Annotated in this window: 14 protein-coding genes; 4 read left to right on the forward strand and 10 right to left on the reverse strand. The window is 73.6% G+C overall.

Annotated features, from left to right (window positions below):
- Nucleotides 1-436 precede the first annotated feature (436 nt).
- Nucleotides 437-1369 carry a D-alanyl-D-alanine carboxypeptidase family protein gene (locus ABD269_RS24540; protein ID WP_425572970.1) on the reverse strand — a complete coding sequence of 311 codons (933 nt, stop codon included), beginning with the start codon at nt 1367-1369 and terminating at the stop codon, nt 437-439.
- Between the two features lie 199 nt (nt 1370-1568).
- On the opposite strand from ABD269_RS24540, the gene fhuB reads away from it, so the two are divergent.
- Together fhuB and fes are read left to right on the forward strand one after the other, a co-directional pair.
- Nucleotides 1569-3761: a Fe(3+)-hydroxamate ABC transporter permease FhuB gene (gene fhuB / locus ABD269_RS24545; protein WP_344121078.1), complete on the forward strand. Its 2193-nt coding sequence runs from the start codon at nt 1569-1571 to the stop codon at nt 3759-3761.
- A gap of 40 nt (nt 3762-3801) precedes the next feature.
- Nucleotides 3802-5043 (forward strand): enterochelin esterase, encoded by a 1242-nt coding sequence (gene fes, locus ABD269_RS24550; RefSeq protein ID WP_344121080.1) that lies wholly within the window; start codon nt 3802-3804, stop codon nt 5041-5043.
- Between the two features lie 27 nt (nt 5044-5070).
- On the opposite strand, the gene ABD269_RS24555 is transcribed toward fes, so the two are convergent.
- From ABD269_RS24555 to ABD269_RS24565, 3 genes are read right to left on the reverse strand one after another with little or no spacing between them, the layout of a single operon-like run.
- Entirely contained in the window at nt 5071-6441 is a 1371-nt protein-coding gene (locus ABD269_RS24555) for a DHA2 family efflux MFS transporter permease subunit (protein WP_425572985.1), read from the reverse strand.
- A gap of 47 nt (nt 6442-6488) precedes the next feature.
- Entirely contained in the window at nt 6489-6689 is a 201-nt protein-coding gene (locus tag ABD269_RS24560; RefSeq protein WP_344121084.1) for an MbtH family protein, read from the reverse strand.
- Nucleotides 6690-6693: 4 nt separating this feature from the next.
- On the reverse strand, nt 6694-13869 hold the full coding sequence (locus ABD269_RS24565) for an amino acid adenylation domain-containing protein (protein WP_344121086.1): 7176 nt from the start codon (nt 13867-13869) through the stop codon (nt 6694-6696).
- Nucleotides 13870-14009: 140 nt separating this feature from the next.
- On the opposite strand from ABD269_RS24565, the gene ABD269_RS24570 reads away from it, so the two are divergent.
- The gene (locus ABD269_RS24570) at nt 14010-15134 is read left to right on the forward strand and encodes a M20 family metallopeptidase (RefSeq protein WP_344121088.1); all 1125 of its coding nucleotides are present in this window, start codon (nt 14010-14012) and stop codon (nt 15132-15134) included.
- A 61-nt stretch (nt 15135-15195) separates the two neighbouring features.
- On the opposite strand, the gene ABD269_RS24575 is transcribed toward ABD269_RS24570, so the two are convergent.
- Entirely contained in the window at nt 15196-16203 is a 1008-nt protein-coding gene (locus ABD269_RS24575) for an ABC transporter substrate-binding protein (protein WP_344121090.1), read from the reverse strand.
- Between the two features lie 173 nt (nt 16204-16376).
- On the opposite strand from ABD269_RS24575, the gene ABD269_RS24580 reads away from it, so the two are divergent.
- Nucleotides 16377-17177, forward strand: coding sequence for an ABC transporter ATP-binding protein (locus ABD269_RS24580; RefSeq protein WP_301891150.1), 801 nt, complete (start codon nt 16377-16379; stop codon nt 17175-17177).
- Between the two features lie 18 nt (nt 17178-17195).
- On the opposite strand, the gene ABD269_RS24585 is transcribed toward ABD269_RS24580, so the two are convergent.
- The 5 genes from ABD269_RS24585 to ABD269_RS24605 all read right to left on the reverse strand — a co-directional run bounded on the left by ABD269_RS24585 (nt 17196) and on the right by ABD269_RS24605 (nt 21718).
- Nucleotides 17196-17759 (reverse strand): RNA polymerase sigma factor, encoded by a 564-nt coding sequence (locus ABD269_RS24585; protein WP_344121093.1) that lies wholly within the window; start codon nt 17757-17759, stop codon nt 17196-17198.
- Between the two features lie 138 nt (nt 17760-17897).
- Nucleotides 17898-19118 (reverse strand): hypothetical protein, encoded by a 1221-nt coding sequence (locus tag ABD269_RS24590; RefSeq protein ID WP_344121095.1) that lies wholly within the window; start codon nt 19116-19118, stop codon nt 17898-17900.
- A 218-nt stretch (nt 19119-19336) separates the two neighbouring features.
- Nucleotides 19337-19723, reverse strand: coding sequence for a GntR family transcriptional regulator (locus tag ABD269_RS24595; RefSeq protein ID WP_344121097.1), 387 nt, complete (start codon nt 19721-19723; stop codon nt 19337-19339).
- A gap of 55 nt (nt 19724-19778) precedes the next feature.
- Nucleotides 19779-20768, reverse strand: coding sequence for an ABC transporter permease (locus tag ABD269_RS24600; protein WP_344121099.1), 990 nt, complete (start codon nt 20766-20768; stop codon nt 19779-19781).
- On the reverse strand, nt 20765-21718 hold the full coding sequence (locus ABD269_RS24605) for an ATP-binding cassette domain-containing protein (protein ID WP_425572971.1): 954 nt from the start codon (nt 21716-21718) through the stop codon (nt 20765-20767). Before ABD269_RS24605 ends, ABD269_RS24600 begins: the two co-directional genes overlap by 4 nt.
- Nucleotides 21719-21857 lie beyond the last annotated feature (139 nt).

Here is a 21857-nt window from a genome sequence, read left to right on the forward strand (position 1 = left end):
TGGGCTCGCGGGCTGTTCCGGGGCTCGGTTCGGGCGGACATGGCGCCTCCAGGGTTCGGTGGACGAAGTGGTGGGGGTGCGCTCCCGTTCTTGGGCAGGGCCCATGGGCATGCGAAAGCCGCAGGGGTGGGCGGCGACGTGCCGAGGAGTCGGGGTGGGGGTGGCGGGCCCCGGCGCGCGGCGATGCGGTCCGGTACAACCGTCGGCGAACGCGGGGGCCCGATGTCCGTTTCCGGACAGGAAGGACTCTATCTCCCCCTGCGCGCCGGGGAGTTCGGCATCCGGTACTTCCCGTCCGACGGTTCACTCGTTCAGGTACAAAACAGTGCCGGTTCCTGGGATGTGACGGACACTCACACAAGGGTCCTCACATGCGGAGAGCCCGGACCTCCCGTCGGGGGTCCGGGCTCTCGGGGGCGCCGTGGCGCGGGCGGCCTCAGTCCTCGCGGGCCATCGGGGGGAGCTTGCGGAGCTTCAGCTCGGTGTGCTTGCCGTAGGCGTAGTCCAGCATCCTGGCGGCGTCGGGGTAGCGGCCGGGGCCGTCGTTGAGGATCACCCCGACCACGGTGCGGCCGCGCCGCTGCGCGGCGAAGACCAGGCAGGGGCCGGCGGCCGAGGTGGTGCCGGTCTTGATGCCGATGACGTCCTTGTAGGAGCCGAGCAGCTTGTTGGTGTTGTACCAGGTGTAGAGGCGGTTGACGTTGGTCGCCTTCTGCTGGGTGTTGAGGGCGCCCATCACCTCGCGGAAGGTGCGGTTGCCGAGCGCGTGCCGGGAGAGCTTCGCCAGATCGCGGGGGGTGGTGAGGTTGCCGCCCCGGGAGGAGATCCCGTCGAAGGAGTCGTAGGTGGTACGGCTCAGCCCGAGTTCGGACGCCTTCCTGTTCATCATGGAGACGAACGAACGGGTGCGTGCCACCTCGTCGTCACCGCTGCCGAAGGAATCGGCCAGCGCGTAGGCGGCGTCACAGCCGGACGGCAGCATCAGCGCGTAGAGCAGCTGCCTGACTGTCAGCTTGTCACCGGTGCGCAGGTCGGCCGTGCTCGCTCCGGTGCGTACGACGTAGTCGCGGTAGGACTGCTTGACGGCGATCTGCCGGTCGAGGTCCACGCCGGGCGCGTCGAGCACCACGACCGCCGTCATGATCTTGGTGGTGCTGGCCATCTGCCGCCTGGTGTCCGCCTCCTTGGCCCACAGCTGCTTGTTGGTGCCGCTGTCGAGCAGGAACGCGCCCTTCGCGGCGACCTTCGGCGGGCCGCTCGCACCGGCGGCCTCCGCCATGGGCGCCGGTAGCGCGAGGACGACGGTCGTGGCCGACGCGATCATCGCCGCTCCCCAGCGGCCGACCGATGCTCCCCCACATCGCTGCATTCAGGCTCCAATTACTCTGATAGTCGGTTCGGGCGAGCGCATCGTTGCACCCGTCGCCTCACGTGGCGAAATCCGCCCCACTAACGGGTGATGGGGCCTTGAAGTGCTGACGCCGAGAGGGTGCGGCCATCTGATAAGGACCCTGTCACCGCGGGCGACCGCCGACGGCAGCCAAAAACGCTTAGGCTAGCCTTACCTTATGACTCTGTCGCAAGTGGGCCCCCCGGAGGTGCGCCCCGACCGCCGACCGCCCCTGACGGTGCGCTCGCACGGGAACCGGGCCCTTCTGGCCGCCACCGCCACTCTCGCGCTGGCCGTCCTCGTGCTGACGGCCCTGTCGTTGTCCGTGGGCGCGGGCGAGGTCGGCCCCGGCGACGTCCTGGACTACGTCCTGGGGCGCAACGGCGCGCGCGACAGCTCCCGTCTCTCCCTGGTGGTCGGCGATCTGCGGATCCCGCGTACGCTCACCGCCCTGCTCGTCGGCGCGGGCCTCGGCACCGCCGGCTGTCTGCTCCAGGCGGTCACCCGCAACCCCCTCGCGGAGACGGGCCTGCTCGGCGTCAACGCGGGCGCCTCGCTCGGCGTCGTCGCGGGCATCATCCTCCTCGGCGTCCAGAGCAGCTACGGCTATCTGCTGTGGGCCTTCGGCGGCGCGGTGCTGGCCAGTGCGCTCGTGCTGCTCATCGCGGGCCGCCGGGGCGGGGGTTCGCCGATGCGGCTCGTGCTCGCCGGGTCCGCGCTGGGTGCCACGTTCGGCGGCGTCACCAGTGTGCTGATCGTGAACTCCGCCGAGGCGTACGACCGGTTCCGCTTCTGGGTGCTGGGGTCGCTCGCGGGCGTCGAGGGCTTCGGGAAGCTCGAGGCACTCGTGCCCGTGCTCGCCGTGGGCTTCGTCGTGGCGCTGCTGATCGCGCGCCCGCTGTCGGCGCTGGCGCTCGGCGACGACCTCGCCCGCGGCCTCGGCCACCGGCCGGGCGCCGTCCGCGTGGTGGTGGCCGTGGCGGTCACGCTGCTCACCGCCTCGTCCGTGGCGCTCGTCGGGCCGATCTCCTTCCTCGGGCTGCTCGCCGGCTTCCTCGCCCGGGCGATCACCGGCCCCCGGCTGCTCCCTCAGATCGGGCTCGCCGGGCTCATCGGGGCGGGCGTGCTGACCGGGTCCGACATCCTCGCCCGGGTGGTCTCCCGGCCCTTCGAGGCGCCGGTCTCCGTCATCATCGCCCTCTTCGGCGCGCCCGTCCTGATCGGCATCGTCCGCTCCAAGCGGCTGGGCGCGATGGGCATGACGGACCCCGCCACCGCCGAGAGCTCCCCGCCCGCGCGCCGTCTCGTCCCCGCGCTGCCGCGCCCGCGCCCGTCCGGGAAGCGGGCCGAGAGCCTGGTCGTACGCCGCGGCGTCCTGTCGTTCCTCGTGCCGCGCCGCGCGGCGGTCGCCGGACTGGCCCTGGCCGCGCTGCTGGTGGGGGCCGTGGTGCTGTCCGCGTACGCGGGGCAGAGCGAGATGGGGCTCGGCCGCACCTTCAGCGCGGTCTTCGGCTCGGGCGACCGCTTCGACGTGCTGCTGGTGCAGAAGTTCCGCCTCGGCCGGATCGTCGCCGGGCTGGCCGCGGGCGCGGCCCTCGGCCTCGCGGGCTGCCTGACCCAGACCCTCGCCCGGAACCGGCTCGCCACCCCCGAACTCCTCGGCGTCAACGACGGGGCCACCGCCGCCGTCCTGCTGTCCGCGACGCTCAGCGGCACGTTCGGCGCCTGGTGGGCCGGCCCGGTCGGCGCGCTCGCCGCCGTCCTCGTCGTCACCACCGTCTCCGGCGGCCTCGGGCAGCGCGGCTACCGCGTCCTCGTCGTGGGCCTGGCCATGTCGGCGCTCGCCTCCGCGGTCACCCAGGTCGTGCTCTCCCGCCGCTCCCTGAACTCCGCGAGCTCGCTCTACGTATGGACCTCGGGCAGCCTCAACGGCCGCAGCTACTCCGTGGCCGTGCCGGTGCTCATCGGGCTGGCCGTGCTCGTCCCGCTCGCCCTCGTCGTCGCCCGGCAGCTCAACGTGCTGCGCTTCGACGACTCCACGGCGGCGTCGCTGGGCGTCGCGCCGGGACGGGTGCGGCTGGTGTGCATGCTGCTCGCGGTCGGTCTCGCGGGTCTCGCGGTGGGCATCTGCGGGCCGGTGGGCTTCGTGGCACTGGCGTCACCGGTGATCGCGGGGCGGCTCGCGGGGCCGCTGCGGGTGCCGCTGCTCTCCTCCATGCTGGTCGGCTCCGTCCTGGTCGTCCTGGCGGACACGGTGGGGCGTGTGGTGCTGGACGGTGTGGAGATCCCGGTGGGGATCGTGACGACCGTGCTGGGCGGACCCTTCCTGCTGTGGGTGCTGCTGGGCCGGTCGGCGGCGACGCGCGTCTAGGACGCCGGTGTTTTTCCCAGCACAGAAACCGAGGAGCCCCATGAGGATCGACAGCCCGATACTTCGCGAGCTCGCGGAAGCCGTTCGAGGGGGCAGGCCGCACGCCCTCGAAGACTTCTGGCAGCGCGCCGCGGCGACCGGCACCCCCCTCGTCGAGCCCGACGCCACCGACCCCTCCTACCGCCTCGTCACCTTCCTCTGGCGGGACGACCCCCGGCGGCCCGCCACCGACGTCCTGGCCCTGCTGCACACGGTCACCGACAAGGACCGGCACTCCCATGACCTGAGCCCGCATCTGATGGCCAAGGTGCCCGGCACCGACGTGTGGGCGATCGGCCACCGGCTGCGGGCCGACCACCGGGCCGCGTACCAGTTCTTCGTGGCGCACGGGCCCCGCGAGGAGACGCTGCGGACGGACCGTCCGGCGTGGCTGCGGGTGCTGGACTCGGCGCTGCCCGACCCGCTGAACACCGCTCCCCCGCTGCCGTCGCGCGACGGCCGTCACCCGTCGTCCGTGCTGGCGCTCCCCGACGCGCCCGCGCAGCCCTGGGCGCTGCCGCGCGCGGACGTGGCGCGGGGCGAGCGGGTGGCGGCGGAGGTCGACGGGCGGCGGGTGACGGTGTGTCTGCCCGCCGGTCACGGGGGCGCGGGCAGCGGCCCGTACGCCGTGGCCGTGCTGCTGGACGGCGAGATGTGGGGGCCCGTGCTGGGCTTCGGCGACACGCTGGACAACCTGCACGCGGAGCGGGCCGTCGAGCCGACGGTCGCGCTGCTCGTGGACACCATGGGCCGGGACCGGCGGGTGGCGGACCTCAGTTGCAGCGAGGAGTTCGTGGACTGGCTGGCGGACGTCCTGCTGCCGTGGGCCGCGGAGCGCTACGGCGTGACGGCGGATCCGGGGCGCACGGTCGTCGCGGGGCAGAGCGCGGGCGGGCTGACGGCGGCGTTCGCGGCGTTCCGCAGGCCGGAGCGGTTCGGGAACGCGCTGTCGCAGTCGGGGTCCTTCTGGTGGCCCGACGGCACCGAGTTCGACAGCGGCAGCGAGTGGCTGACCCGGCAGTACGCGCTGCGCGAGAGGCTGCCGGTCCGCTTCCGGCTGGAGGTGGGGCTGCAGGAGTGGATGCTGCTCCCCCAGAACCGGCACCTGCGCGACGTGCTCCAGGCGCGCGGCTACGAGGTGGCGTACGAGGAGTTCAACGGCGGCCACGACTACGCCTGCTGGCGTGGGGGGCTCGCCGCGTGGCTCGCCGGGCTGCTGGGTCCGCGGCCGGCGCGCGGCTGAGCGCGCCGGCCGCGGAAGTCCCGCGGGTCAGGCCGCGGCCCGGGCCTCCTGGTCCTCCGGCTCGTCGTCGAAGGGCGGCGGGGCGGGGGCTTCCCTGGGCAGCCGCAGGGCGCACAGCGTCCCCAGCGCGACCAGTCCCGCGGTCGTGAGGATCGCCGCCCGGTACGGGCCGGGGGTCGCGTCGTGCGCGCCGGAGCCGCCCGCGGCGGAGATCACGGCCGCGGTGACGGCGATGCCCAGCGCGCCGCCGAGCGTGCGGACGATGGTGAACAGCCCCATCGCCTGGCCCATGGCCGGGGGCGGCACGTCCGCGAACCCGGCGATCTGGACGGTGAGTACGGCCGTGCCGAGCACGAGTCCGACGCAGAACATCAGGGCCCGCACCGCCCAGGCGTGCTCGGCGACGCCCGGCACCGCGAGGGCGGCGAAGACGGCCGTGGCCAGCACCAGGGCGGGCGTGGCGAGCAGCCGGGGGCCGAGCCGCGGCAGCAGCCGGTCGACGGCCTGCGAGGCCAGCATCAGGCCGAGTGCCTCGGGAAAGACGCTGAGCCCCGCGTCCAGGGCGGAGGCGCCGAGCGCCGCCTGGTAGAGCAGCGGGAAGGCGAAGAGGACGCCCATCAGCCCGGCGGAGGTGACGAGGGCGAGGACGGTGGCCGAGGCGAACACCTTGTCGGCGAGGAGCCGCAGTTGGAGCAGCGGTTCGGCCGCCCGGAGCTGGTGGACGCAGGCCGCTGCGATCAGGACGAGCCCGAGGGCCGCGCTCACGGCGATGCCCGGCGAGGTCCAGCCGTGTGCCGGGCCGAAGCCCAGCGCGTAGGTGAGGAGCCCGAGCGCGGGGGTGGCGAGCAGGAAGCCCGTGCGGTCGAAGCCGCCCGCCGTGCCCTCCACCTGTTCGCGCAGCCCGAGCACGCCGAGCAGGACGGCGGCCGCGCCGATCGGGACGTTGACGAAGAACAGCCAGTGCCAGGAGAGGTGTTCGGTGAGGAAGCCGCCCAGGGGCGGGCCGAGCGCCGGCATCAGGGCGGTCGGCACGATGAGCACCTTCGACAGCTTCATCCGCTCGTGCGGCGGGAAGGCGCGGAAGAGCAGGGTCATGCCGACGGGGGTGAGCAGGCCGCCCGCGATGCCCTGGACGACCCGGGCGAGCACGAGCGCGGTCAGGCCCTGGGCGAGGCCGCAGGCGGCGGAGGCCGCGGTGAAGACGGTGAGCGCGCCGAGGAAGACCCTCTTGGTGCCGAAGCGGTCGCCGAGCCAGCCCGCGACGGGCAGGGCGACGGCGAGCGCCACGAGGAAGGCGACCTCGACGGTGTTGGCGGCCGACACCGGTTCGCCGAAGTCCCGGGCGATGGTGAGCAGCGCGGGGTTGACGATGGTGGAGTCGAGCCCGTTCATGCACATCGCCGCCGTGTAGACGATCACGACGGCGATGCGCGGCGGTATGCCCCTCACCGGGCTGCCGGGGCCAGGTCGGTCCAGTGCTCGGCGATCCAGTCGAGGGCTGCCTGCCGCTCGCAGGGGCCGTGGACGACGGTCCAGCCGTCCGGCACGGCGGCGAACCCCGGCCACAGGCTGTGCCGGCCCTCGTCGTTGACGAGGGCGTGGAACTCTCCGTCGCCGTCGAAGGGGTTGGTGGGTGCGTCGCTCATGGGGTCAGTTCTCCAGGTTCCGAAGGTGGTCGCCGATGACGCGGGCGATGTGCGCGATCGGGGCGGGCAGGGTCATGTCCTTGTGCGAGCAGGCGACGTCGGTGTTGTCGATCCGCCCGGTCACGTACGGGGCCCAGGTGTCGGGGGTGAGCTCGTCGTCGATGGTGTCGACGGTGGCGCGGAAGAAGAGCACGTCGCCGTGGAAGACGCGGTGGTCGAAGGCGCGCACCAGGTGGTTGGTGTTGAGGTAGGTGGCGTTGAGTGCCTCGATGGTGGCGTCGTCGAGGCTGGCCAGCGGGGAGCCCTCGCGGCGCAGCACCTCGGTGACGTGGGCGAGTTCGAAGGGCCTGCCCTCCAGGCTGTCCGGCCCGTAGCCGCCCATGGCGAGCAGTGCTTCGAGTGCCTCGGCCTGGTCGGGCACGGGCAGTTCGCGGAAGCCCTCGGCGGGGTAGGCGTCGAGGATGGCGAGGGTCTCGACCTCGTGGCCGAGGTTCTGGAGGCGGGTGGCCATGGCGTGGGCGATGATGCCGCCGGTGGACCAGCCGAGCAGCCGGTACGGGCCTTCGGCCTGGACCTCGCGGAGCCGGTCGACGTAGTGGGCGGCGAGCTCCTCCAGGGTCCGCGGCAGGGGGTCGCCCGCGGTGGCCGGGCCGACGCCCTGTGCCTGGAGGCCGTAGATCGGCACGTCGGCGGGCAGATGGCGGATCAGTCCGGCGTAGCACCAGCTGAGACCGCCGGCGGGGTGGACGCAGTACAGGGGTGCCCGGTCGCCTTCGGCGGCGGGGCGCAGCGGGAGCAGCACGTCCAGTTCGTCGGTGCGGTCGGCGGCTTCGAGTGCGGTGTCCAGGGCGGCGGCCGTGGGTGCCTGGAAGAGGGTGCCGATGCCGACGTCGGCGCCGAGCGCCGCCTTGATCCGGCCTGCGAGGCGTACGGCGAGCAGTGAGTGTCCGCCGAGGTCGAAGAAGTTGTCGTCGACGCCGACCCGGGGCAGGCCGAGGACGTCGGCGAAGAGGGCGCAGAGCTGTTCCTCACGGGGTCCGCGCGGGGCGCGGCCCCCGGTGACGGCGGCGGTGAGGTCGGGGGCGGGCAGGGCCTTGCGGTCGAGTTTGCCGTTGGCGGTGAGCGGCAGCCGCTCCAGGAGGACGACGGCGGACGGCACCATGTGGGCGGGGAGCCCGGCGGCGGCGTGCTCGCGCAGGGCGGCCGGGGTGGTGTCGGCGGCGGGGACGGCGTAGGCGACGAGGCGCTTGTCGCCGGGGGTGTCCTCGCGGACGACGACGGCGGCGTCGGCGACGTCCGGGTGGTCGGCGAGGACGCCCTCGATCTCGCCGAGTTCGATGCGGAAGCCGCGGATCTTCACCTGGTGGTCGGCGCGGCCGAAGTAGTCGAGGCTGCCGTCGTGGCGGCGGCGGGCGAGGTCGCCGGAGCGGTACATCCGGGTGCCGCTCTCACCGAAGAGGTGGGCGTAGGGGTCGGCGACGAAGCGTTCGGCGGTCAGGGCGTGCCGGCCGAGGTAGCCGCGGGCCAGGCCCTCGCCCGCGACGTACATCTCGCCGGTGACGCCGGGCGGCACGGGCTGGAGGTAGCGGTCGAGGACGTAGACGCGCAGGTCGGGGATGTTGACGCCGATGGTGCTCGACGCGCCCGCGGCAGCCTTGGCCCGGTCGAGTGCGATGTAGGAGACGTGCACGGTGGTCTCGGTGATGCCGTACATGTTGACGAGGGTGGGGGCGTCGTCGGCGTGGCGGTCGTACCAGTCGACGAGGCGGGCGAGTTCGAGGGCCTCGCCGCCGAAGACGACGTAGCGCAGGGCCAGTTCGGTGCCGGGCCTCTCCTTGTCGGCGGCCATGAGCTGGTAGAAGGCGGAGGGCGTCTGGTTGAGGACAGTGACGCGCTCGTCGGCGAGCAACCGCAGGAAGGCGGCGGGGTCGCGGCTGACGAGGTGGGGGACGACGACGAGCCGGCCGCCGTGCAGCAGGGCGCCCCACAGCTCCCAGACGGAGAAGTCGAAGGCGTAGGAGTGGAAGAGCGTCCACACGTCGTGCTCGTCGAAGCCGAACCACTGGTCGGTGGCGGAGAACAGCCGGGCGACGTTGTGGTGGGTGACGGGGACGCCCTTGGGGCGGCCGGTGGAGCCTGAGGTGTAGATGATGTACGCGGTGTCGGTGGGGCGCACCGGGCGGGTGCGTTCCTCCGGTGCGAGGTCGGTGGTGGCGTACGCGTCGGCGTCGGTGCCGTCGACGAGGACGGTCGGCAGGTCGTGGGAGGGGATGCGGCCCGCGGTGGCGGTGTCGGTGAGGACGGCGGCGGGGGACGCGTCCTGGAGCATGTAGGCCAGCCGGTCGGCGGGGTAGTCCGGGTCCAGGGGGAGGTAGGCGGCACCGCACTTGGCGACGGCGAGCAGGCCGACGACGAGTTCGAGTGAGCGGGGCAGGGCGAGCGCGACGACGGAGTCCGGGCCGATGCCGCGCGAGGCCAGCAGGCGGGCGAGGCGGTTGGCGCGGGCGGACAGCCCGGCGTGGTCGAGGGTGCTGCCCGCGCAGGTGACGGCGGTGCGGCCGGGGTGGCGGCGGGCGGCGTCCTCGTAGAGCTCCACGAGCGTCTGCTTGGACGGCTCGGGGGCGGGGGTGCCGGTGTTCCACTCGACCAGGCAGCGGTGCCGCTCCTCGGGGCCGAGCAGCGGGAGCCGGCCGATGGGGGTGTCGGGGTCGGCGGCGGCCGCGGCGAGCAGCCGGGCGAGGTGGGTGGCGAGGGCCTCGGCGGTGGCGCGGTCGAAGAGGTCGGTGCGGAATTCGAGGAAGCCGGCGATGCCGCCGCCGGGCCGCTCCCCCGCGTTGAGGGTGAGGTCGAACTTGGCGGTGCCGGAGGGTATCGCGCCGGTGCGGGCGGTGAGGCCGGGCGCCATGGTGAACTCGCCGTCGGGCAGCGACTGCCAGGCCAGCATCACCTGGAAGAGGGGGTGCCTGGCGAGGGAGCGGGGCGGGTTGAGCTCCTCGACGAGCCGGTCGAAGGGCAGGTCGGCATGGGCGAAGGCGGCCAGGGTGCCCGTGCGGACGCGGTCGAGGAGCGTACGGAAGGTGGGGGCGCCGGAGGTGTCGGTGCGCAGGACGAGGGTGTTGACGAAGAAGCCGACGAGGTCGGCGGTCGCGTCGTCGTCGCGCCCGGCGACGGGGGTGCCGAGGGGGATGTCCGTGCCGCAGCCGTAGCGGGTGAGGAGGGCCGCGAGGGCGGCCTGGACGGTCATGAAGACGCTGGTGCCACTCTCGCGGGCCAGGGCCGCGACGGCGGCGTGCGCGGTGGCGTCGAGGTGGAAGGGGACAGTGTCGCCCGCGGAGGAGGCGACGGCGGGGCGGGGCCGGTCGGTGGGGAGTTCGAGCTGGTCGGGGAGGCCCGCGAGGGCCTGCTTCCAGTGGTCGAGCTGCCGGGCGGCGAGCGGGGTGGGGGCGTCGGCGGTGCCCAGGAGGCGCTGCTGCCACGCGGTGTGGTCGGTGTACTGCACGGGCAGGGGCGGCAGTTCGGGGGTCCGGCCCCGGGCGCGCGCCGCGTAGGCGGTGGCGAGGTCGCGGGCGAGCGGGGTGGTGGAGGCGCCGTCGCCGGCGATGTGGTGGAGGAGGAGCAGCAGGGTGTGGCGGTCGCCGCCCTGGCTGAACAGCGTGATCCGCAGCGGAGGTTCGGCGGCGAGGTCGAAGCAGTGGCGCACGGCCTCGGTGAGGTCGGTGGCGAGGGGTTCGGCGTGGAGCTCGGGGTGGGCCTGGTCCGGGGTCAGGATCCGCTGGTGGGGCTCGTTGTCGACGGCGGGGTAGACCGTGCGCAGGGTCTCGTGGCGGTCGGTGAGGTCGCGGAGCGCGAGGCGCAGGGCGTCCTGGTCGAGAGGACCGGAGAGGGTGAGGAGGAGGGGGATGTTGTAGGTGGGGCTGGGGCCTTCGAGGCGGTGCATGAACCACAGCCGCTTCTGGGCCGGGGAGAGCGGCATCCGGTCGGTGCGGGGCACCGGCAGGAGCGCGGGCCGCTCCTCGGCCGCGGCCGTGTCGTCCAGGTGGGCGGCGAGGCCGGCGGGGGTGGGGTTGGCGAAGACGTCGGCGAGGCGGAAGTTGTCGTCGACGGCGTCGCGGATGCGGGAGGCCAGGCGCCCGGCGAGCAGCGAGTGGCCGCCCAGCTCGAAGAAGTCGGCGTCCGTGGAGGGCGGGGCGTCCAGGGCCAGGACGTCCTGGAAGAGGGCGCACACGAGCTCTTCCCGCGGGGTGCGCGGCGCCGCGTGGCCGGTGCCCGTGGTGGGTTCGGGGTCGGGCAGGGCCCGGTGGTCGAGCTTGTCGTTGGCGGTGCGCGGCAGGGCGTCGAGGGTGATGATCGCCGCGGGGACCATGTGGGCGGGCAGTCGTTCGGCGAGGTGGGCGCGCAGGGTGTCGGGGCCGGCCGGGGCGGTGCCGTCGGCGGGCACGACGTAGCCGAGGAGGCGCTTGCCGTGCGCGGTGTCTCGGGCGATCACAGCAGCCCGGTCGACGGCGGGGTGCGCGGCCAGCGCGGCCTGGATCTCGCCGAGTTCGACGCGGAAGCCGCGGATCTTCACCTGGTCGTCGGCGCGGCCGAGGAATTCGAGGGTGTTGTCGGGGCGGCGGCGCACGAGGTCGCCCGTGCGGTACATCGCGGCTCCGGGCTCGCCGTGGAGGGCGCCGAAGGGGTCGGCGGTGAAGCGTTCCGCGGTGAGGTCGGGGCGGCCGAGGTAGCCGCGGGCCAGGCAGGCTCCGGCGATGTAGAGCTCGCCGGTGACGCCGGGCGGGGTGGGGCGCAGGGAGGTGTCGAGGACGTACGCCCGGGAGGCGCGCACGGGGCTGCCGACGGCGGTGCCGTCCGCACCGGGCACCCAGGAGTAGGCGTCGACGGTGGTCTCCGTCGGCCCGTAGAGGTTGAGGGGGTTGAGGCCCTCGGTCGCGGCGAGGCGCCGCCACAGCGGTTCGGGCACGGTCTCGCCGCCGACGACGACGGTGGCGGGGCGGTGCCGGCCCTCGTCCAGCAGGCCTTCGGCGAGGAGGGCCTCGACGTAGGAGGGGGTGGCGTCCAGGTAGTCGATGCGGTGGTCGTGGACGTACGCGGCGAGGGCGGCGGTGTCGCGGTAGCCGGCGTCGTCGAGGAGGTGCAGCTCGTGGCCGTGGACCATCCAGATGACGGGGTCCCAGGAGGCGTCGAAGGCGAAGGAGGCGCTGTGGGCGACGCGCAGCCGGTCCCGGCCGGCGCGGGCGACGGCGGGCGCGATGTGGTCGGTGCCGTGTCCGGCGTGGAGGTTGGCGAGCGAGGCGTGGGTGACGACGACGCCCTTGGGGCGGCCGGTGGAGCCCGAGGTGTGGATGATGTACGCGGCCTGGCCGAGGGCGGGCGCGTCGGGCGCCGTGGCGGGCCGGGCGTCGATCCGGGCGCGGGTGGCCCGGTCGTCGAGGAGCAGGGTGGGTATGGAGTGCGGGGGCAGTCCGGCCACCGCGTCGGCGGTGCCGACGACGCAGGCGGGCCGGGTGTCCTCCAGGACGGCGGCGAGGCGCTGTTCGGGGTGGCCGAGGTCGAGGGGCTGGCAGACGCCGCCGGCCTTGAGGACGGCGAGCAGGGCGACGACGGTGTCGGCACTGCGGGGCAGGGCGAGGGCGACGGGCGTCTCGGCCCGCACCCCGGCCGCTCGCAGCTCGTGGGCGAGGCGGTTGGCGCGCTCGTCGAGACGGCCGAAGGTGAGGGCTTCGCCGCGGCTCCGCACGGCGACGGAGTCGGGGGTGCGGGCGGCCTGTTCGGCGAAGAGTTCGGGGAGGGTGCGGGTGACGGCGGGCTCGGCGCGGCCGGCGGTGGCGCGGCGGATCTCCTCGGCGTCGAGGAGGTCGATGGTGCCGACGGGCCGGGCGGGGTCGTCGAGGAGGAGGTCGGTGAGCGCGTCGAGGTAGCGGAGGAGGGCGTGTTCGTGCCCGGCGAGCGAGGTTTCGTCGTAGCGGGCGGGGTTGGCGTCCAGGCCGAGCCGCAGGGAGCCGTCGGGGGCCGGGGTGGCGGCGACGGCGAGGTCGTCGACGGGCCCGGCGGCGAGGTTGCGGACGGCGCCGGGCAGCCCGCCGAAGTCGAGGTCGCCCTCGAACGCCTTGATGTTGACCATCGGCCCGAAGAGGGGCTGCGCGGCGGCGGAGAGCTGGAGGTCGCGGCGGAGGTCCTCCAGCCGGTAGCGCTGGTGGCGGCGGACGGCACGCACTTCGAGGACGACGCGGCGCAGGAGCGCGGCGCCGGTGTCGTGGGGGTGCACGGCGATGCGCAGCGGCAAGACGTTGACGGTCATGGCGGGGGTGCGCAGGGCTGCGGACCCGCGCCGGTTCATCAGCGGCAGGCCGAGGACGATGTCGTGGGCGCCGGAAACGCGGTGGAGGTATCCGGCGGTGGCGGCGATCAGCAGCTCGGCCCAGGTGGCCCTGGCGGTGTCGGCGGCCTTGCCCAGGCGGTCCATGGTGCCCGCGGGGAGGGTGCCGGTGCGGCGCAGCACGGTGCCCGCGGGGGCGGCGGGGCCGTCGGAGAGCGAGACGGGGTCGGGCCGGCCGGCGAGGCGCTCGCGCCAGAAGTCGCGGTCGGCGGCGAGGTGTTCGCCGGTGCGGTAGGCGGCCTCGTCGTCGACGAGCTCGCGGAGGGTGCCGAAGGGGTTGGCGGAGGGTTCCCGGCCATCGGCGAGGGCGGTGTAGACCTCGGCGACGCGGCGGCCGATGAGGGTCAGGGCGTAGGCGTCGACGGCGAAGTGGTGGACGCGCTGGTACCACCGGTAGCGGTCGTCGGCGACGCGCAGGAGGGCCTGGGTGACCAGGGGGCCCTCGGTGAGGTCGACGGGGCGGTCGAGGTCGGCGCGCATCCAGGCGTCGGCCTCGGCGCAGGGGTCGGCCGCGGTGCGCAGGTCGATCCGGTGGAGGGCGGGTTCCGCGGGCGCGATGCGCTGGGTGGGAGGAGCTCCGGCGTCCCCGGCGACGGCCAGGAGGGAGAGGGTCTCCGCCTCGGCCGTGGTGTGGCGCAGGGCGCGCTCGAAGAGGTCCTCGTCCAGGCGGCCGTCGATCTCCACGCAGTCACCGGTGTTGTAGACCGGGTTGCCGGGGTCGAGCTCCTGCGCGTACAGGATTCCCGCCTGGGCGGCGAGCAGCGGCAGCGCGGCAGGAAGAGGCTCGGCCTGGTGGTGACGCATGGTGTGGGAACTCCCGTGGGACGACGGCGATCTGGGCACACCGGTACCCCCCGGTATGTCAGCTTAGGTAAGCCTAAGCTATTTTTTGACTGCCCGTGAGAGTGCTTCCGAAAGCGGGTACGACGAACAGGAGCCAGACCATGACCGCGGCCGACGGCCTCAAACCCGCCCTGCGCGCCCGAGTGCTCGCCCACCGCGAGGACCTGCTCGCGCTGAGCCGCCGCATCCACGCCCACCCGGAGACGGCGTTCGCCGAGCACCGCGCCGCCGCCTGGTGCGCCGACTTCCTGCGCGGGCACGGCTTTTCCGTCACCGCTCCCGCGTACGGCCTGGACACCGCGTTCTGCGCGACGGCCGGTTCGGGCCCGGTGACCGTGGCCATCGCCTGCGAGTACGACGCGCTGCCGGACCTCGGGCACGCCTGCGGCCACAATCTGATCGCCGCGGCCGGGCTCGGCGCGGCGCTCGCCCTGGCCCCGCACGCCGACGAACTGGGCCTGACCGTACGGGTCCTGGGCACCCCGGCCGAGGAGCGCGGCGCGGGCAAGGCGCTGCTGCTGGAGGCCGGCGCGTTCGACGGCGTGGACGCGGCGATGATGGTGCACCCGTGCCCGTTCGAGGTGGCGGAGTTCCGCTCGTTCGCGCTGGGCACCCTGTCCGTGGCGTACACCGGCAGGGCCGCCCACCCGAGCCTCAATCCGCACGAGGGCCGCAACGCCGCCGACGCCCTGACGGTCGCTCAGGTCGCGCTGGGGCTGCTGCGCCAGCAGCTGCCGCCGCAGTGGAAGGTGCACGGCGTGACGACCGGCGCGGGCACGGCGCCGAACGCGATCCCCGACCGCGCGACCGCGGAGTACGAGATCCGCGCCTCGGCCGCGGAGGACCTGCGGGAGCTGCGCGAGCGCGTCGAGGCGTGCTTCCGGGCGGGCGCGCTGGCCACCGGCTGCGAGGTGGAGCTCACCCGCCCGGAGCCGGACTACCTCGACTTCCGCACGGACGCGCGGCTCATCGCCCTCTGGCAGGAGAACGCGCGGGCGCTGGGGCGGCCCGAGCCCGGGCGCCGGGAGGCGTTCGCCTGCACGGACATGGGCAACGTCTCGCACGTCGTGCCGTCGATCCATCCGGTGCTGGACATCACAGGCGGCGCCTGCGGTCCGCACGAGGCGGAGTTCGCGGCGGCGGCGGTCTCGCCCCGGGGCGAACAGGCCCTGCTGGACGGGGCCATAGGCATGGCCTGGACGGCCGCCGACTTCGCGAGGGCGTGAGCCCGGGCGGGAAGGGAGCCGCTTCCGGCCCCTTCCCGCCCGTCCTGCGCCGGCGTCCGGATCAGGACTTCGACAGCGCCTTGGTGATGTCGTCCACGACGACCCCGCTCGCGATCGGGCCGCCGCGCGTCGACCAGACCGAGCCGTTCACGGTCACGGCGTGGTTCTTCTTGACGGCGTTCAGGTCCTTGTACGCGGGCTTCTCCTGCACGTCCTTCAGCGCCTTCTCGCCGTCCGAGGTGAGGGTGGAGAGGAACAGCCAGTCGCCGTCGATCTCGTTGATCTTCTCCAGGCTCAGCGCGGGCGCGTGCGCGTTGCCGTCCTTGTCCTGCGTCTTGGGCCGCTTCAGGCCCATGTCGAGGGCGACCCCGCTCGCGAACTGCTTCTTCTCCATCCAGCTGGGGCCGTCCGGGTTCCAGCGCACGATGCTGACCTCGGCGCCCTTGTTGGCGCCCAGGCCCTCGCCGGCCTTCTTGGCCTTGGCCTCGTAGTCGCCGATGGCCTTGTTGGCCTGGTCCATCTTGTTGAGGGCGTTGCCGACCCCCCGGAAGGAGAGCTTCCAGTCGTCGGTGGGGGCCATGGTGACCAGCGTGGCGGGGGTGATCTCGCGCAGCTGCTTGAGCATCTGCTCGTCCTGCATGTCACCGGCCAGGATGAGGTCGGGCTTGGCGGCGACGACCTTGTCCATCACCGGCTGGAGCAGGTTGCCGACGACGTTGATGTCCTTGACCTTGTCCGCGAGGTAGGCCGGCGGCTTGTTCAGGCCCTGCCCGTTGGTGATGCCGACCGGCTTGACGCCGAGCGCCAGCACCGCGTCCAGGTCCTCCTGAGTGAGCGTCACGATCCGCTGGGGGTTCGCCGGGACCTCGATCGCCTTGCCGGTCGCGTCCTTGACCGTACGCTTCCCGCCCGTGCCCGACGCCGCCTCGGCCTTGCCGTCCGAGCCCTTGTCCGAACCGGAGTCGGAGCCGCAGCCGGTCACCAGCAGCGTGGCCGCCCCCACGGCGGCGAGGACCTGAACCGCGCGGCGCGGGGCGGCGGACAGCAGGAAGCGGTGGGGTGAGGTCATGGAAGGCTCCGGACGTGACGTGAAGGGAAGACGAAAAGGGAAGGGCAAGGCAAAGGCGGTCCGTACGAGAACCCTCGCACTGACCTGCGATAGACATTAGGTTAGCCTTACCTTAAAGCCCTGCCGTACGAGGGTCCACACCGATCGGCGATCTTCTGGAAAGGCCCCTGCCCGTGGAGCTCCGCGTCGAACAGCTCATCGCCGGATACCCCGGCCACCGCGCCGTGGCAGGCGTCGACCTCACCATCCCCTCCGGCCAGGTCGCCGCGATCGTCGGCCCCAACGGCTGCGGCAAGTCGACGCTGCTGCGCGCCGTCGCCCGCCTCCACCAGCCCGAGTCCGGGCGGGTGCACGCGGGCGACGCCGACATCTGGCAGCTGAAGCAGCGTCAGGCGGCGCACCGCATCGCGCTCCTCCCCCAGTCCCCGCTGGCGCCCGAGGCCGTCACCGTCGCCGGGCTCGTGCGCTACGGGCGCCACCCGCACCAGGGCCTCTTCCGCCAGTGGTCGCGCGACGACGAGCGCGCCGTGACCGAGGCCCTGCGGGCCACCGGGGTCGAGGGGCTCGCCGACCGCCGCCTGGACCGGCTCTCCGGCGGCCAGCGCCAGCGCTGCTGGCTGGCGATGGTGCTCGCCCAGGAGACCCCCATCGTCCTCCTCGACGAGCCGACGAGCGCGCTCGACATCGGCCACGCGGTCGAAGTCCTCGATCTCGTGCGGGAGGTGGCCACCGCCGGGCGCACGGTCGTGATGGTCCTCCACGACCTCGCGGGCGCGGCCCGCTACGCCGACTCCGTGATCGCCATGAAGGACGGCCGGGTCGTCGCCCACGGGGCGCCCCGCGACGTCGTCGACACGGCCCTGGTGCGCGAGCTGTACGGCATCGAGGCCGACATCCTCCAGGCCCCCGCGGACGGCTCCCCCGTGGTCGTCCCCGCCGCGCGCCGCACCCCGGCTGTCACCGCCGCCCCGTGAAGACACGGCCGGGCGGCGTCAGTTCCCGCTGACGGGGTCCAGGACGGGCAGGACGGACGTGAGCCGGCGCTTCGCGTGGCCGATGTGGGAGCGCACCATGGACTCGTCGGCCCCGAGGAGGCCCGCGACCTGGCCCACGCTGTAGCCGATCACATGGTGGAGGAACAGGGCGTCGCACTGCCGCTCGGGCAGGCGGGCGACGGCCGCGTACAGCGCCATCCGGTTCTCCAGCAGCTCGAACCGCCGCCGGCACTCGTCCGGCAGCCGGTCGGCACAGCCGAACGCCGCCGTCACCAGCGCGGAGTCACGGCCGCGCACCGCGAGCCAGGCCGCCAAGTGCCCCTTGAGCAACGACCAGGCGTACGCGGCGGCGGACGGCCGGCGCAGCACGTGCGGCCACTGCCGGCACAGCTGCCCGAAGACCGCTTCCGTGATCTCCTCCGCCGCTGCCCCGTCCCCGGTGTGCACATGGGCGTACGCGCTCCAGCGGTGCGCGTGCATCTCACGGAAGGCGGCGAAGGTGATCGCCAGGCGGCGGTCGCCGTTACGGACCGGCGGGGGCCGGTCCGGTCGTCCAGTCACAGATCCCTCGATCCGTCGTGCGGTGCGTCCAATGAACCGGAAGGCGGAGCTGGTTGTGCGGCAACACGTCAAAAATTTTAACTCTCCGCATCGATGCGATTACTCACGTGCGCCCCTGGGGTGGCCGGGCTCCCGTGCTCAGATCGCGTAGCGCCAGATGGTGAGCATGTGCGCGCCGTACCAGCAGCCGAAGGCCGTCGCCGCCGTCAGGGCGAGCACCGCCGTGCCCGGCCGCGCCCGTGCCAGCGCCCTGGCCGCCGGCACCAGGAAGAGCAGGCCCGGCACCAGCAGGCGCAGCTTCGAGTGGGAGTAGTTGCTCTGACAGAGCGTGAGCACCAGGATGCCCGTGCCGTGGACGAGCAGCGGCGGCCACGCGTCGCGCCGCCAGGCGATCACCGTCGCGCAGACCAGCCCGAGCAGCAGCACGGCCGTGCTCACCGGCACCCATCCCTCGCCGTGGGCGAACGACTCGCGGAGGAAGTCGAGGAAGGCGGCCCCGTTGTCCCAGTGGGTGCCCCAGCCTGCCTCCTGGATGGTGAACCACGCGTCCATGTCACCGACGCGCGCGCCCACCCACCACAGATACAGCGGCGTGCCCGCGCAGGCCAGGGCGAGCGCCGCCAAGGGGCGGGCCCGCCACCGGCGTTCCCGGAGCAGCTCCAGGGCCACGGCCACGGCCAGGGCGGCCACCACCGCCGCGGCGGCGGGCCGGGTCAGCCCGGTGAGCAGCGCGAGCGTGCCCGCGGTGAGCCAGGCGCGGCGGTGCGCGGCCAGCAGCGTCCCGGCGGCCAGGGCGAGGAACAGCGACTCGCTGTAGGACATGAGGAAGGAGACGGCCATCGGCTGCGCCCCGGCCAGCAGGACGACCGCGATGACGGCGGTCCGCCGCCCGTACAGCCGGGTGAAGAGGGACTGCGCGACGATCAGCGCGGCGATCAGCGCGAGGTGGGCGGCGACGATGCCCGCCGTCTCGTGGTCGAGGCCGGTGAGCGTGTGGACGACCCGTATCAGCAGCGGATACAGCGGGAAGAAGGCGAGGTTGTTGCCGGTGAGGCTGCCGTCGGCGGCGTAGGAGTAGCCGTCGGGGTAGCCGTTGGCGGCGATGTCGACGTAGAGCTTGCCGTCCCAGGAGAGCAGCCGCTCGCGCAGCCCGGGGCCGTCGGGGCCCGCCATCGCGGAGAGCAGCGCGAGGTGCAGGGCCGCGGTGACGGCGTAGATCGCGAGGGGCGGCCACACCAGCGGGAAGATACGTTTCGCCATGCGGGTGGCCGACGACTCGGGCAGCGCCGGTCCGCCGCCGGGGTCCGCCGCCGGGGCGGGGTCCTTCGTACGGGAGCCGGGTATCGGGACCGGTTTCATGGTGTCGTCATGCCGTTTCGTCAGTCAGGTGTCGGTGGGTTCGCTTTGCTGGGGCGTTGGCGCCTGCGGTCGCGGTTGCGGAGGCAGCCACATCAGCCACCTCCAGCCCGTGGGGGCACCCCTGGACGGAGTCTGGGGGAGATTGAGGACGCCTCCGCGCAGCGGTGGTGCGGACGGGACGGCCCGCAGCCGGGCACACACGTCGGCCACAACCCCCGTCACCCCGCAGGGAAGTGCTCCGCGCGTGCCGCCGTGATGAGCGCCGAGACGTCCGCCCAGTCGAGTCCCGCCACGCGCGCCCGGCGCATCCACTCCGCCAGCTCGCCGCGGAGCGGGGAGTCGGCCAGCGGCCTGCGCTGCGCCGGGACGGCGCTGACGAAGGTGCCCACGCCGGGGCGGGGTTCGACGAGCCCCAGGTGTTCGAGCTCCCGGTACGCCTTCAGCGTCGTGTTGGGGTTGAGCTTGGTGTCCCGCGCGACCCGTGCGGCGGTGGGCAGTTGGTCGCCCTCGGCGAGGATGCCCATCCGCAGCGCTTCCTGGACCTGCTGGACGATCTGGAGGTAGGCGGCCATGCCGCTGTGCCGGTCGATCCTGAACTCGACCATGTCGCCCCGCCCCCTCATGCCGTCCGTGCGCGCGTGGACGCGGCGGCCGCGCGGCTCACAGCGGGCGCCGGCGGACCCACCACAGGGTGAGGCCCGCGACCGCGAGGGCCGCCGCCAGCAGGATCGCGGCCCACGTCCACTGCATGGCGCCCATCTGGTCGTGGCCGAAGTATTCCAGCCGCTCGGCGACGATGCCCTTGTTCGCCCGGCACGCGGCGGGCGTGCGCTCGTTGGAGCAGGCGCCGAAGCCGTGGAGCCCGCCGTGGGCGTCGACGGTCCAGTTGTCGAACCGCGCGCCGCCCTCGGGCACGGGCGGCTGGCCCTGCTCCACCGGGTTGGTGATCACCCGGGGCGTGAAGGGCAGCAGCCGGATCTTGTCCCACACCACCATCCCCATCGCGAAGAAGAGGCCGAGCGTCAGCATCATGGCGGGCAGCACCCGGCGGACGAACACCCCGAACGCGATGCCGACGGCGAGGTAGAGCAGTGACCAGGCCACCGGCATGGGGCCGGTGGTGTCGAAGTCGCTGCCGCCGGTCCAGTCGCTGAACGTGACGGCGTGCACCCCGTCCCACCACCAGGTGAAGACGGCGGAGAGCGCGACCGAGCACACCAGGGTGACGAGCACCGCCATGCCGGTCTTGGTGCCCAGCCAGCGGCGGCGGGTCATCGACTGGGTCGTCACCAGCTTCAGGGTGCCGCGCTCCAGGTCTCCCGCGATCAGCGGGGCGCCGAGGAAGACGCCCACGACCACGGGGAGCATCGACATCACCCAGGCGCCGTCCTGGAAGGCCGAGGCGTACGACGTCCCCTGGAAGGCCATCCTGAAGTCGCCGTCCGGCATGCCCGCCCGGCCGCCGGCCAGGTAGTCCATCGTCGAGGCGCGCTCCCACAGCATGTTGAGGCAGGCCGCCGCCGCGAGGGCCAGACAGGCCAGGAAGGCCGTGCGGTGCTGGCGCCAGACCAGCCACGCCATGCCGCGCAGGACGCGCGGCGGCTGCTTGCCGGCCTCGTTCTTCGAAGGTGTCTCCACGGTCGCGCTCACGCGGCCGCCTCCTCTTCCCCGCGGGTCCCGCGGTCCTCGTCCTCCACCTGGGCGTCCGCGGTCAGCAGGGCGGGCGTGCCGGGCGAGCGCAGATAGCCCAGCAGCACCTCCTCCAGGCTGGGTGCGGAGACCTTCCAGTCCCCCTCGACCGGGCCGCGCGCCTGGATCAGCGCGGTGAACTGCCGTCCGGTGGTGCGTGATTCGACGACGGTGTGCCGGGCGATCTGCGGCGGTACGCCCTCCACGAGGTGCGCCCCGGTGACGAGCCGGTGGGCGCCGAGCAGTTCGTCGACCTCGCCCGCGAGGCGGACGCGGCCCTCGGAGACGGCCAGCAGGTGGTCGCACATGGTGGCCACGTCGGTCAGCTGGTGGGAGGACATCACGACGGTCGTGCCCTGCTCGGCCGCCTCGGCCATCAGCAGGCCCGCTATCTCGTGCTGGGACAGCGGGTCGAGCTCGGCCAGGGGCTCGTCGAGCAGCAGCAGTTCGGGCCGCTTGCCGAAGGCCAGGGCGAGCGCCACCCGGGAGCGCTGGCCGCCGGAGAGCGTTCCCACGCGGGCGCCGAGCGGCACCTTGCCGGACCGCACGATCCGTTCGGCGACCGCCCGGTCCCAGCGGGGGTTGAGCTCCGCGCCCAGCCGCAGGGTCTCCTCCACGGTGAACCGCGGGAACAGCGGCTTGTCCTGTGCCAGGAAGGCGTAGTCGGCCAGCACCCCCGGGTCCGTCACGGGCAGTCCGAAGATCCGCAGACTGCCGGTCGTCGGCCGGGCGAGTCGCGCCGCCATGTTCAGCAGGGTGCTCTTGCCCGCACCGTTGGAGCCCACGAGCCCGCAGATCGCCCCGGCCGGGAGCCGGAAGGAACAGTCGCGCAGCGCCCAGTTCCGTCCGTAGCGCTTGCCCAGCCCCCGCGCTTCCATCGCCCAGCGGCCCGCGCCGTCGGCTGATCTCATCCCACCCATCGCCCACCTTGCTAATTAACTAGTCAGCTAGTGGAATGAGCATTATGGATCGCGGCGCCGCGTGTCAATATGGAGCACCAAAGTGGACAAAGGGGTGTAAGTCCATCGTGCGGCGATGGACTTACACCCC

The organism is Streptomyces blastmyceticus (assembly GCF_039521185.1).
GTDB classification, from domain to species: Bacteria; Actinomycetota; Actinomycetes; order Streptomycetales; family Streptomycetaceae; genus Streptomyces; species Streptomyces blastmyceticus.